Source organism: Mycobacterium sp. TY814 (genome assembly GCF_030755175.1).
Lineage (GTDB): Bacteria > Actinomycetota > Actinomycetes > Mycobacteriales > Mycobacteriaceae > Mycobacterium.
The window spans coordinates 285,221-297,064 of record NZ_JAUFRY010000005.1; the positions used below are offsets into that span (position 1 = coordinate 285,221).

Here is an 11,844-nt window from a genome sequence, read left to right on the forward strand (position 1 = left end):
CGTTCAGTGCCAGCGCAAAAGGACCAGCTCGGAACAGAAGCCGGGACCCATCGCGATCATCAGGCCGGGGCTGCCGCTGGGCGGTGGCTTGGCGAGGGTGTCACGCAGCACATGCAAGACCGACGCTGACGACAGGTTGCCGATCTCGCCCAGCGAGCGCCAGGTCAGCTCCAGCGCTTCGGCAGGCAAATTGAGGGTTTCGGTGATCGCTTCGATGATCTTCGGTCCGCCCGGATGAGTCACCCAGGCACCGATATCGGCGGTGGTCAGGCCGTGCTCGGCCAGGAATGCGGTGACGTCGGTGCGCAGATACTGTTCGACGACGGCTGCCACATCCTTGGACAGCACCAGCTCGAAACCACCGGCGCCGACATCGAATCCCATCGTACGCAGCGAATCCGGGTAGAGATGGCCACGCGAATCGACGACGCTCGGTCCGCCGGCAGCCACCTCGGCCGCGCGCCGTTCTCCGACCGCGATCACCGCGGCGGCACCGTCGGCGAACAGTGCGCTGCCCACCAGGCCGGCGACCGAGGGCTTGTATCCGGGGAAGGTGAGCGAGCACAGCTCCACCGACACCAGGGCGGCTACGCCGTCTGGGGCGCCGCGCAGGTAGTCGTGCAGGCGGGCCACCCCGGCGGCCCCCGCCACGCATCCCAACCCGAACAGCGGCACCCGTCGCACGTCGGCGCGCAGCCCGACCCGCCCGGCGATCCGGGCGTCCAGCGAGGGCACCGCAAGACCGGTGACCGTGGTGGTGATGAGCACGTCGAGATCTTCGGGGCGCAACCCGGCCTCGTCGAGCGCACCCATCAACGCCTCGACGCCCAGGTCCACCGCCTTGTCGATGAAGATGTCATTGGCCTCGCCGAAATCCTTCAGCCGCGGGTACTGCTCGAGCGGCAGGACGAGGTGGCGACTGTTGACCTTCCCGTTGGCGTGCAACTGCCGGACGATGTCCTCGTAATCCTGGAAATCGGGAATGCTGACGAACATGTCGGTGAGTTCTCGCTGCGAATAGCGATGGGGCGGCAGGGCCCCGAAGACACCTGCGATGACACTCATTGGTCCCACCCCTTTGACACGAACACCACGGCCGTCACGTTCATCCGAATGGCTTAGAGCTGGCAGTTTAGTCGTGGCTAACCTGCCCGGCAAAAAGAGCAGCGTGCGGCTCAGCGCCGCAACTGCTGGCGCAGTTGACCCGCGACTTCGGTGACGGCGAGCAGTTGTTCGGCGACGCGGTCCGGCGCGGTGCCGCCGCGAGCGTCGCGGGACGACACCGATCCCTCGATGGTGAGCACGTCACGAACCGCTGGTGTGAGTTCGGGGCTGATCGCGGCCAGCTCGTCGTCGGTGAGTTCTTGCAGGCCGACGCCGCGCTGCTCGGCGGCGCGCACCGCCGCGCCGGCGGCCTCGTGCGCGGACCGGAAGGCCACGCCCTGGCGGACCAGCCATTCGGCAATGTCGGTGGCCAGGGTGTAGCCGAGCGGCGCCAGGGCCGCCATCCGGTCGACATGGAACGTCAGGCTGCCGACCAGCCCGGCCATCGCCGGCAGCAGCAGCTCCAGCTGGGCCACCGAGTCGAATACCGGTTCCTTGTCTTCCTGCAGGTCGCGGTTGTAGGCCAGCGGCTGGGCCTTCAGCGTCGCCAGCAGCCCGGCCAGGTTGCCGATCAGCCGCCCGGACTTGCCGCGGGCCAGCTCCGCGATGTCCGGGTTTTTCTTCTGCGGCATGATCGAGCTGCCGGTGGACCAGGAGTCGTGCAGGGTCACATAGCCGAATTCGGTCGAGCTCCACAGGATGATGTCCTCGGCCAGGCGCGACAGGTCCACCCCGATCATGGCGAGGACGAATGCGGCCTCGGCGGCGAAATCCCGGGCGGCGGTGGCGTCCACGGAGTTGTCCGCGGCGGCGGCGAAGCCGAGGTCCGCAGCGATCGCGTCGGGGTCCAGGCCCAGTGAGGAGCCGGCCAGCGCGCCCGAGCCGTACGGAGAGATGGCGGCACGCTCGTCGAAGTCGACGAGGCGGTCCACGTCGCGCAGCAACGGGTGCGCATGGGCGAGCAGGTGGTGTGCCAGCAGGATCGGCTGAGCGGACTGCAGGTGGGTTTTGCCCGGCATGATGGCCGTCGGGTGGGTGCCGGCCTGTTCGGCCAGCGCAGCGACCACCTCGAGCACGCCGTCGGCAACCCGGCGGACCGCGTCGCGCAGCCACATCCGGAACAGCGTGGCCACCTGGTCGTTGCGGGATCGCCCGGCCCGTAACCGGCCGCCGAGATCGGGGCCGACCCGGTCGATCAGACCGCGTTCCAGCGCGGCGTGCACGTCCTCGTCGGTGACCAGCGGTTCGAAGCTGCCGTCGGCGACGTCCTCGGCGAGGCTGTCCAGGCCGACCAGCAGGCCGTCGCGCTGTTCGTCGGTGAGCAGCCCCGCCCGGTGGAGCACGATGGTGTGCGCCCGGGACGCGGTGATGTCATAGGGCGCCAGCACCCAGTCGAAGTGGGTGGACTTGCTCAGCGCGGCCAGCGCGTCGGACGGGCCGCCGGTGAAGCGGCCGCCCCACAGCGAACCCTCGTTGGTGCTCACGGGGTCACCTCCTCCCCGCGAGCAGACACAAACTCGCAGTCGGACCGGCGTGTCGGTGCGAGTTTGCGACTGCTCGCGAAAAGAACGTCACCGCATGTCCCGGCGGGCGGACAGCTTGGACGACAGCCCGTGCACGTACACGAACCCCTTGGCCATCGACTGGTCGAAGGTGTCGCCCTCGTCGTAGGTGGCCAGGTTGAAGTCGTAGAGCGATTCGGCGCTGCGGCGTCCGTTGACCGCAATGTGACCGCCGTGCAGGACCAACCGGATCTCGCCGGTGACGTGCTCCTGGGTGGTGGCCACGAAACTTTCCAGAGCCACCTTGAGCGGCGAATACCACAGGCCGTCGTAGACCAGCTCGGCCCAGCGCTGATCGGTGTGCCGCTTGAACCGGCCCAGCTCGCGTTCCAGCGTGACGTGTTCGAGTTCGGCGTGCGCGGTGATGAGCACCATGGCTCCGGGCGCCTCGTAGATCTCGCGGCTCTTGATGCCCACCAACCGGTCCTCGACGACATCCAGACGTCCCACACCCTGCGCGCCGGCCCGGCGGTTGAGCTCCTCGATGGCCTGCAGCACGGTCACCCGTCTGCCGTCGATGGTGACCGGTACGCCCTGTTCGAAGCCGATGATGACCTCGTCGGGGGTGTTCCAGTTGACGGTGGGGTCTTCGGTGTAGGAGTAGACGTCCTTGGTGGGGGCATTCCACAGGTGCTCGAGGAAGCCGGTCTCGACGGCACGGCCCCACACGTTCTGGTCGATGGAGAACGGCGAGCGCTTGGTGACGTTGATCGGGATGGCGTTCTCTTCGGCGAAGGCGATCGCCTTCTCCCGCGTCCACGCGTAGTCGCGCACCGGTGCGAGGACTTCGAGATCCGGCGCGAGCGAGGCGAATCCGACCTCGAAGCGCACCTGGTCGTTGCCTTTGCCGGTGCAGCCGTGCGCGACGATGCTGCCCCCGTGTTCGCGCGCTGCGGCCACCAGATGTTTGGCGATCAGCGGCCGGCTGATGGCCGACACCAGCGGGTAGCGGTCCATGTACAACGCATTGTTGAGGATGGTGGGCAGGCAGTAGCCCTCGGCGAACTCGTCGCGTGCGTCGACCACCACGGCCTCCACGGCGCCGCAGTCCAGGGCACGCTGGCGCACCACTTCCATGTCCTCGCCGCCCTGGCCGAGGTCGATCGCCACCGCAACGACCTCACGGCCGGTCTCCTTGCCTATCCAGCTGATGGCCACCGAAGTGTCCAGACCGCCGGAATACGCGAGGATGACGCGCTCTGACATGAACAGTTCTCCTTTTGCTCGTGCAAAGTCTGCAGCAGTGTATTTGAGGTCTACTTGAGTTCTTCTAGCGCTGAGGCCAGTTCGGCGCCGGTCATCGGTTCGCGGGCCACCACGAACACGGTGTCGTCACCGGCGATGGTGCCGACGACGTACGGTAACGCCGCGCGGTCGATGGCGCTGGCCAGATAATGGGCACCGCCGGGCGGAGTGCGCAGGACGGCCAGGTTTGCGCTGGCATCGGTGGACACCAGCAGCTCACCGAGCAGCCGGGACAATCGGCCGGTGCCGCCGGCGACGCCCCGGACGGGGCTGCCGTCTTCGGGGACGACGTAGACGCCGACGCCGCCGTCCGCACCGCGCAGTTTGACCGCGCCCAGATCCTCCAGATCGCGGGACAGGGTGGCCTGGGTGACGTCGATGCCCTCGGCGGCCAGCCGAGCGGCCAGTTCGCTCTGGCTGCGCACCTCGGCGGTCGACAGGATGGCGACGATGCGGGCCTGCCGGCCGGCGCGGTTGGCGCTGACCTCGGGGGCCGCCTTCGCCGTCATCGCGACCGCTCCAGCAGCCACACCAGCAGTGCCTTCTGGGCGTGCAGCCGGTTTTCCGCCTCGTCCCACACCGCGCTGGCCAGTCCGTCGATCACCTCGTCGGTGATCTCGTCACCCCGGTGGGCCGGAAGACAATGCAGCACAAGCGCATCGGGGTTGGCCAGACCGAGTAGTCGTTGATTGACCTGGAATGGACGGAACGGTTTGACGCGGTCCAGGCCGTCGCCCTCCTGTCCCATCGACACCCAGGTGTCGGTGACCAGGACGTCGGCGCCGGCCGCGCCCGCATCAGCGTCGGCGGTCACCGCCACGCTGCCCCCGGTCTCGTCGGCTCGTGTGCGGGCTGCGGCCACCACCTCCGGATCGGGCGTAAAGCCTTCCGGTGCAGCAACAGTGACGTGCATGCCGGCGGTCACGCCGCCCAGCATCAGCGAGTGGGCCATGTTATTGGCGCCGTCACCGAGGTACGTCATCTTCAAGCCCGGCAGTGTGCCCTTGCGTTCGGCGATGGTCTGCAGGTCGGCTAGGACCTGGCAGGGATGGAACTCGTCGGACAGCGCGTTGACGACGGGCACCGAGGCGGTGGAGGCCATGGCGATCAGCCGTTCCTGCCCGAAGGTGCGCCACACGATGGCCTCGACGAAGCGGGACAACACGCGTGCGGTGTCCTCCAGGGTCTCGTCACGCCCGAGTTGGGTGTTGCGACCGTCGACCACCACGGCGTGCCCGCCGAGTTGGGCGACGCCCATTTCGAAGGAGAACCGGGTGCGCGTGGAATTCTTGTCGAAGATCACCGCGACACCGCGTGGACCCTCGAGCGGACGACGGCTGAATGGGTCTTTCTTCAAGGTGGCGGCGAGCTCGAGGACCTCGGCCTGTTCGTGCGGCGTCAGGTCGTCATCGCGCAGAAAATGCCTAACCATGTACGGCTCCGGCGGTGTCGAGGATGGCAGGGAGGGCGGCGACGAAGCCGTCCAGCTGGGACTCGGTGATGATCAACGGCGGGGCCAGCCGAATCACGTTGGGCGCGGCCGCATTGACCAGGTAGCCGACGTTGCGGGCCGCGGCTTCGGCGTCTTTCGCGTACGGCGCGGTCAGCACGATGCCCTGCAGCAGGCCGCGTCCGCGGACATGGTCGATCAGTGGATGACCCAGCGACTCGATACCGTGCCGCAGCGCTTTGCCTTTGGTGTCGGCGCTGCGCACCAGGTCTTCGTCTTCGAGCACCTTCAGGACAGCAAGGGCGGCCGCGGTGCACACGGGGTTGCCGCCGAAGGTGCTGCCGTGCAGACCCGGGGTGAGCAGATCCGCGGCCGGACCGATCGCGATGCACGCGCCGATCGGCAGCCCGCCGCCGAGACCCTTGGCAAGGGTGATCACATCCGGGGTGATGCCGTCGTGCTGATGAGCGTAAAACGCCCCAGTTCGCCCGATTCCGGTCTGCACCTCGTCGAGTACCAGCAGCGCCTGATGCCGCGCGGTGATCTCCCGGGCCGCGACCAGGTAACCCTCGGGCGGCACGACGACTCCGCTCTCCCCCATGATCGGCTCGAGAAAGACTGCCGCCGTGTAGTCGTCGACCGCCGCCGCCAACGCGTCGACGTCGCCGTACGGGACGTGAACGACATGACCCGGCAGCGGTTCGAACGGCGCCTGTTTACTCGGTTGCCCGGTAAGTGCCAGCGAACCCATCGTGCGGCCATGGAAAGCTTCCTGTGCGGCAACGATTTTGGTGCGTCCCGTGAGTCGGGTCAGCTTGAATGCCACTTCGTTGGCTTCGGTCCCGGAATTGCAGAAGAACACTCGCGCTTGGGTTTCCGCGCCCAGCAGCGAGACCAGCTGCTCGGCCAGTGCGATGCCCGGCTCGGTGGCGTACAGATTGGACGTGTGGCCGAGCGTCGACAGCTGCCGGGTCACCGCATCGATGATGGCCGGATGCCGATGACCGAGCACGTTGACCGCGATACCACCGAGCAGGTCGACGTAAGTCTTGCCGTCCACATCGGTGACGACGGCTCCCTCGCCGCTGGCCAGCGCCATCGCCGGGGTGCCGTAGTTGTTCATCATCACGGCTTGCCAGCGCTGCTGTACGCCGCGCGTTGCGGTCATGCGGACACCACCTTGGTACCGGTTCCGGCGTCGGTGAAAAGCTCGACAAGGACGCAATGTTCGACACGCCCGTCGATGACATGTGCACTGGGTACGCCGGCCGTGACCGCACGCAGGCACGCCTCGACTTTGGGGATCATCCCCGCCTCCAGGGTGGGAAGCAGTTGCGCCAGCGTGGCGGTGTCGATTTCGCTGACCAGTGATGTTCGGTCGGGCCAGCTGGTGTACAGGCCCTCGACATCGGTGAGCATCAGGAGCTTTTCGGCGCCCAGCGCTTCGGCCAGTGCTGCCGCCGCGGTGTCGGCGTTGATGTTGTGCACCACCCCCTCGGCGTCCGGGGCAAGCGTCGAGACAACTGGAATGCGTTTAGCAGCAATAAGGTCCAGTACCGCCGCGGTGTTGACCAGTTCGACGTCGCCGACCAGGCCGATGTCGGTGTCCACGCCGTCGACGGTGACGCTGCGCCGCACCGCGGTGAACAGTTGGGCGTCCTCGCCGGTGATCCCGACGGCGTATGGGCCGTGCACGTTGATCAGGTTCACCAGTTCGCGACCGACCTGGCCGAACAACACCATCCGTGCCACGTCGAGCACTTCCGGTGTGGTGACCCGGAATCCGCCTTTGAAGTCGCCTTCGATACCGAGCTTGCGCAGCATCGCGGTGATCTGCGGACCGCCGCCGTGCACGACAACCGGATGTACCCCGCAGTTGCGCAGGAACGCCATGTCGGCGGCGAACGCCCGACGCAGCGACTCGTCCGTCATCGCGTTGCCGCCGTACTTGATGACGACGATCTTGCCGTTGAGTTGTTTGAGCCAGGGCAGGGCTTCGGCCAGCACCTGCGCCTTGGCCTGCGTAGACAGATCGTCGATGTTCATGGTCATGAGCTGTATGCCGAGTTCTCTTCGACGTAGGCGTGGGACAGATCGGTGGTGCGGATGTCGGCCTGGCCGTCACCGATCGCCAGGTCGACCACGACGTGGATGTCGGCCCCCGACAGGTCCACCTCGCGGGCGCCGGGAGCGCCGGCACCCTCCCGATAGACGACGAACCCGTTGAACGACACAGTGATTCGATCCGGATCCAGGTCAACCGGGGCCATCCCGACGGCAGCCACCACCCGGCCCCAGTTGGGGTCGGAGCCGAACACTGCCGTCTTGAACAGACTGTCGCGGGCGATGACCCGCGCAGCGGTCACCGCCTCGTCCTCGGTGGCAGCCCCGGTTACCGTCACAGTGACACGCTTGGTGACACCTTCGGCGTCGGCCTGCAGTTGAGCACACAGGTCGTCGCAGACGCGCAGCACCGCTTCGTCGAGATCGCCCTGGTTCGGTGCGATTTCACTGGCTCCCGACGCCAGCAGCAGGACGGTGTCGTTGGTGGAGCAACTGCCGTCGATATCGAGTCGATCGAATGTGCGAGCGGCGGCACGTCGCAACGCCTGATCGAGCGCCTCCGCATCGGCGACCGCGTCCGTGGTGATCACGCACAGCATGGTGGCCAGTGACGGGGCCAACATGCCGGCGCCTTTGGCCATTCCGCCGACCGTCCACTTGTCAGAGTGGTGCAGGGCAACCTGTTTGGGCACGGTGTCTGTGGTCATGATGGCGTGAGCAGCGTCGTCCCCACCGGTGAGCCCGCCATGCATCTCGTGCACGATGTCGGCCACTCCGGCGAGCACCTTATCCATGGGCAACCGGTCACCGATCAGGCCGGTGGAACAGACACCGACCTCGATGGCGCCAGTTTCGGTGCCCCAGTCCGACAATGCCGCCGCAACGGCTTCGGCGGTGGCATGGGTGTCCTGGAAGCCGCCCGGACCCGTACAGGCATTGGCGCCTCCGGAATTGAGAACCACAGCACGCAAACGCCCGGTGGTCAGCACTTGCTGAGTCCAGAGCACCGGCGCTGCTTTGACCTTGTTGCGAGTGAACACTCCGGCTGCCGCATAGTCGGGCCCCTCGTTGAACACCATCGCCAGATCGGGAGCGCCGGACACCTTGATACCGGCGGCGATACCGGCGGCCCGGAAGCCGGCCGGGGCGGTGACCCCCTGCGCGCGAAGCAACCTGGTGTGGGCCTCGGTGACGGGATCGGTCACGGTGCCACTCCGACCACCGAAAGTCCTTCGGCCTCCGGCCAGCCGAGTGCCAGATTCATCGACTGCACCGCGGCGCCTCCAGTTCCCTTGACCAAGTTGTCGATTGCGGCGATCGCGACAAAGGTCGCCGCGTCCTCGTCGACGGCGACCGCGACGTGCGCAGCATTGCTGCCGATCACCGAGCCGGTGCGAGGCAACTGCCCCTCGGGCATCACGTGAATGAAAGGTTCTCCGTCGTAGGCCTTTTCATAAGCGGCGCGGAGCTGCGAGATAGGTGCGCGAGTGGGCGCGGTGCAGGTGGCCAGGATGCCGCGCGAGGTCGGGATCAACACCGGCGTGAAGGAGACGGTCACGTCGCGGTCGGTGACCGCCCGCAGACCCTGCACGATTTCGGGCGTATGACGGTGTGCGCCACCGATGTTGTATGCCCGCGCCGATCCGATGACCTCCGAGCCGAGAAGATCTGTCTTGGCGGCGCGGCCAGCCCCAGACGTGCCGCTCACCGCGACGACCGTGACAGCCGGCTCGACGAGACCCTCCGCCACAGCGGGCAACAGGGCAAGCAGCGCCGCCGTCGGGTAACAGCCGGGCACGGCGATACGACGCGCACCTCTCAATATGTCCCGCGCACCGGGCAATTCGGGCAACCCGTAGGGCCAGGTACCGGCGTGCGCAGAGCCGTAGAAGCGTTCCCACGCTGCCGCATCGCTGAGCCGGAAGTCCGCCCCGCAGTCAATTACCAAGGTTTGCGGGCCGAGCTGTTCAGCCAGTGCTGCCGAATGCCCATGCGGCAGAGCCAAAAAGACCACGTCGTGGCCGCTCAGTACGGTGAGCTCGGTCGGCTCGACGACTCGTTGGCCCAGCGGAATCAGATGCGGATGGTGTTCGCCCAACGTGGTTCCGGCGCTGCTGGCCGCTGTCACTGCGCCGATGTGCAAGCGACCATCTGCATAGGCCGGATGACCGAGGAGCAGGCGGAGAATCTCACCCCCCGCATAACCGCTGGCACCGGCAACCGCCACCCGTATCGCATCGCCCACCCGGCGATTCTGCATGGTTATGCAGATCTTTGCAAATTCATTCTAGGCGCCGTCGTAACCGTAGCTAGGCAAGTTGCGGCAGCTGTCAACGTGACACGCCGAAACACCCCTTCCCATTCCGCCGAACCACTGATATACACGAAGGGAGCAGTTGCTCTCTGGCACAGCTGATTTCGGGCAAAAGGTAGGACCGCAAGGTCAATCGCAAACCATAAGATTCTGCCCGGAAATTCTTAGAAATAACGGGTTTAACCACCTCTCCGTACGGGGATCTATTGCCCACGTGTTGCCCCTGTGACGATCGGGCGTCGTTGGGTCGCGGCTTGTTCCATTGGGGTCATCTGGGGAGATGGACATGTCCTTTGTCATTGCTGTGCCTGAATTCGTCGAAGCGGCGGCCGAGCAGTTAGCCGGTATCCGCTCGTCATTGGTTGACGTCAGTTCTGCTGCGGCAGGCGCGACGACCGAACTTATGCCCGCAGCCGCGGACGAAGTGTCGGCCGCGATCGCGCGGCTGTTCGGCACCCTGGGTACGGACTACCAGGCTGTCAGCGCCCAAGCGACGGCGTACCACCAAGAGTTCGTCGCGATGATGACCCAGAGTGCGACCGCCTACGCGGCCGCCGAAGCGGTCAACGGTTCAGCCCTGCTGAGCCTCGACGGCTTCTTGTCGGCGCTGCAGAATGGTTTCGCCAACCTGGCTGCCCAGATCAACGGCGCCTTGAGCACAGGCTTCGGTATTCCCGGCCTGGGCGCTCAACTCGGTGGGTCCGGGTCCCTGATGGGCAGCCTGGACGCCGGCGCGGCCCTGCGTGCACTGACCTCGCTACCCAACCTCGGCGCTGGACTGGCTCTTCAGACCGGCGGGGCTCTCTCGTCGGGTCTGGGAGCAGGACTCGCCCAGACCGGACAGGCCATCGCCAACTCGGGCGTGGCTCTGCAGAGTCTCGGCGCCAGCCTGTCGGGCAGCGGCGCCGCGTTGTTCGGACCCGCCAACGCTGCCCTCGAAACGTTCTTGAGCACCGGAATCGGTGCGAATTTGTCTGCCGCGTTCACGGGCAGCCTCAACGCGAACTTCTCTGGCCTCACCGAGCTCGCCCAGACCGGCGGAATGCTCGTCGGCAACTTCTTCGGCACCCTGTCCGGACTGGCCACCAACTTCGGTGCCACCCTTCCCGCACTCGGCGCCCAGTTCAGCGGCGCACTCAACGCCGCGATCAGCGGTGGCCTGCCGGCATTCCAGGCGGGACTGAACGGACTAATCAGCGCGGGCCAGAATCTGGCCGGCAGCTTCAGCGCCGCCCTGCCGGCGTTGGCCGGACAACTCAACGGCGCATTGTCCGGGGCCTTCGGCACCGGCTTGGCCAGCCTCAACGCGGCGCTCAACGCCGCCCTCAGCGGTGGCCTGCCCACGCTGCAGGCTGGACTCAGCGGCCTGATCAACGCGGGACAGAACCTCGCAGCGAACTTCAGCGCCACCCTGCCGGCGCTGTCCGCAGCGCTCAACGGGGCTCTCTCAGGCAGCTTCGAAGCCAGCCTTGCCGGCCTGGAAGCCGCGCTGTCCGGCACCCTGAGCCTGCCGGCCCTGTCAGCGGCTCTGGAGGGCCTGGTCCAGACCGGCGCGAGCCTGGCTGGCAACTTCCCGGCCCTAGCAGCACAACTCGCGGGCAACTTCGGCACCGGCCTGGCAAGTCTGAACACCGCCCTCAACGCCGCGTTCAACGCCGCACTCAGTGGTGCTCCGGCATTCCAGGGCGCCCTGAACGCTCTGCTCAGCGCAGGGCAGAACCTGGCCGCCAACTTCAGCGCAGCCTTCCCGGCACTGTCGGCATCGCTTTCCGGAGCGCTGTCCGGCAACCTCAGTGCCAGCCTGGCCGGCCTGTCGGCCGCCCTCAACGGCGCCTTCACCGGCGGACTGAACGGCCTGACCGCCGCATTGAACGCCGCTTTCGGCGGTGGACTGCCGTCGTTCTCCGCCGCGCTCAACGCCCTGGCTCAGACCGGAGCCAACCTTGCCGCCCAGCTCAGTGGCAGCTTCGGCACCGGACTCGCCGCCCTGAACGCTGCCCTGAACAACACCTTGGCTGCCGCGCTGAATGGCGCACTGTCCGCCGGCTTCTCCGCCACGTTCCCCGCGCTGAGTGCCGCGTTCCAGGGTGCGCTCAACGCCGCGT

At 66.9% G+C, this 11,844-nt stretch carries 10 protein-coding genes; 1 reads left to right on the forward strand and 9 read right to left on the reverse strand.

The annotated features are described in order from the left end of the window. Nucleotides 1-3: 3 nt before the first annotated feature. From QXH22_RS29220 to argC, 9 genes are all read right to left on the reverse strand, one after another. Nucleotides 4-1,065: a type III polyketide synthase gene (locus tag QXH22_RS29220; RefSeq protein ID WP_306240711.1), complete on the reverse strand. Its 1,062-nt coding sequence runs from the start codon at nt 1,063-1,065 to the stop codon at nt 4-6. Between the two features lie 110 nt (nt 1,066-1,175). Continuing rightward, on the reverse strand, nt 1,176-2,588 hold the full coding sequence (argH, locus tag QXH22_RS29225) for an argininosuccinate lyase (RefSeq protein ID WP_306240713.1): 1,413 nt from the start codon (nt 2,586-2,588) through the stop codon (nt 1,176-1,178). Between the two features lie 87 nt (nt 2,589-2,675). Next, nucleotides 2,676-3,872 (reverse strand): argininosuccinate synthase, encoded by a 1,197-nt coding sequence (locus tag QXH22_RS29230; RefSeq protein WP_306277734.1) that lies wholly within the window; start codon nt 3,870-3,872, stop codon nt 2,676-2,678. 50 nt (nt 3,873-3,922) lie between these two features. Then, nucleotides 3,923-4,420 (reverse strand): arginine repressor, encoded by a 498-nt coding sequence (locus QXH22_RS29235; protein WP_306240715.1) that lies wholly within the window; start codon nt 4,418-4,420, stop codon nt 3,923-3,925. Further along, nucleotides 4,417-5,343: an ornithine carbamoyltransferase gene (argF, locus tag QXH22_RS29240; protein WP_306277735.1), complete on the reverse strand. Its 927-nt coding sequence runs from the start codon at nt 5,341-5,343 to the stop codon at nt 4,417-4,419. Before argF ends, QXH22_RS29235 begins: the two co-directional genes overlap by 4 nt. Continuing rightward, nucleotides 5,336-6,529, reverse strand: a complete 1,194-nt coding sequence (locus QXH22_RS29245) for an acetylornithine transaminase (RefSeq protein ID WP_306277736.1) — start codon at nt 6,527-6,529, stop codon at nt 5,336-5,338. Before QXH22_RS29245 ends, argF begins: the two co-directional genes overlap by 8 nt. After that, nucleotides 6,526-7,407, reverse strand: a complete 882-nt coding sequence (argB, locus tag QXH22_RS29250; RefSeq protein ID WP_306244224.1) for an acetylglutamate kinase — start codon at nt 7,405-7,407, stop codon at nt 6,526-6,528. Before argB ends, QXH22_RS29245 begins: the two co-directional genes overlap by 4 nt. Nucleotides 7,408-7,409: 2 nt before the next feature. Next, nucleotides 7,410-8,630 (reverse strand): bifunctional glutamate N-acetyltransferase/amino-acid acetyltransferase ArgJ, encoded by a 1,221-nt coding sequence (gene argJ / locus QXH22_RS29255; protein WP_306277737.1) that lies wholly within the window; start codon nt 8,628-8,630, stop codon nt 7,410-7,412. Next, on the reverse strand, nt 8,627-9,685 hold the full coding sequence (argC, locus tag QXH22_RS29260; RefSeq protein ID WP_306240719.1) for an N-acetyl-gamma-glutamyl-phosphate reductase: 1,059 nt from the start codon (nt 9,683-9,685) through the stop codon (nt 8,627-8,629). Before argC ends, argJ begins: the two co-directional genes overlap by 4 nt. 340 nt (nt 9,686-10,025) lie before the next feature. Between argC and QXH22_RS29265 the strand changes: the two genes are divergently transcribed. Further along, the coding region (locus tag QXH22_RS29265; protein WP_306277738.1) for a PE family protein at nt 10,026-11,844 on the forward strand (1,819 nt) is incomplete at its 3' end.

What these genes read in the sequence shown, in the direction of transcription:
- QXH22_RS29220 (WP_306240711.1), bottom strand. Translation starts at nt 1,065, where the DNA reads ATGAGTGTCATCGCAGGTGTCTTCGGGGCCCTGCCGCCCCATCGCTAT.
- QXH22_RS29230 (WP_306277734.1), bottom strand. Translation starts at nt 3,872, where the DNA reads ATGTCAGAGCGCGTCATCCTCGCGTATTCCGGCGGTCTGGACACTTCG.
- QXH22_RS29235 (WP_306240715.1), bottom strand. Translation starts at nt 4,420, where the DNA reads ATGACGGCGAAGGCGGCCCCCGAGGTCAGCGCCAACCGCGCCGGCCGG.
- argF (WP_306277735.1), bottom strand. Translation starts at nt 5,343, where the DNA reads ATGGTTAGGCATTTTCTGCGCGATGACGACCTGACGCCGCACGAACAG.
- QXH22_RS29245 (WP_306277736.1), bottom strand. Translation starts at nt 6,529, where the DNA reads ATGACCGCAACGCGCGGCGTACAGCAGCGCTGGCAAGCCGTGATGATG.
- argB (WP_306244224.1), bottom strand. Translation starts at nt 7,407, where the DNA reads ATGAACATCGACGATCTGTCTACGCAGGCCAAGGCGCAGGTGCTGGCC.
- argC (WP_306240719.1), bottom strand. Translation starts at nt 9,685, where the DNA reads ATGCAGAATCGCCGGGTGGGCGATGCGATACGGGTGGCGGTTGCCGGT.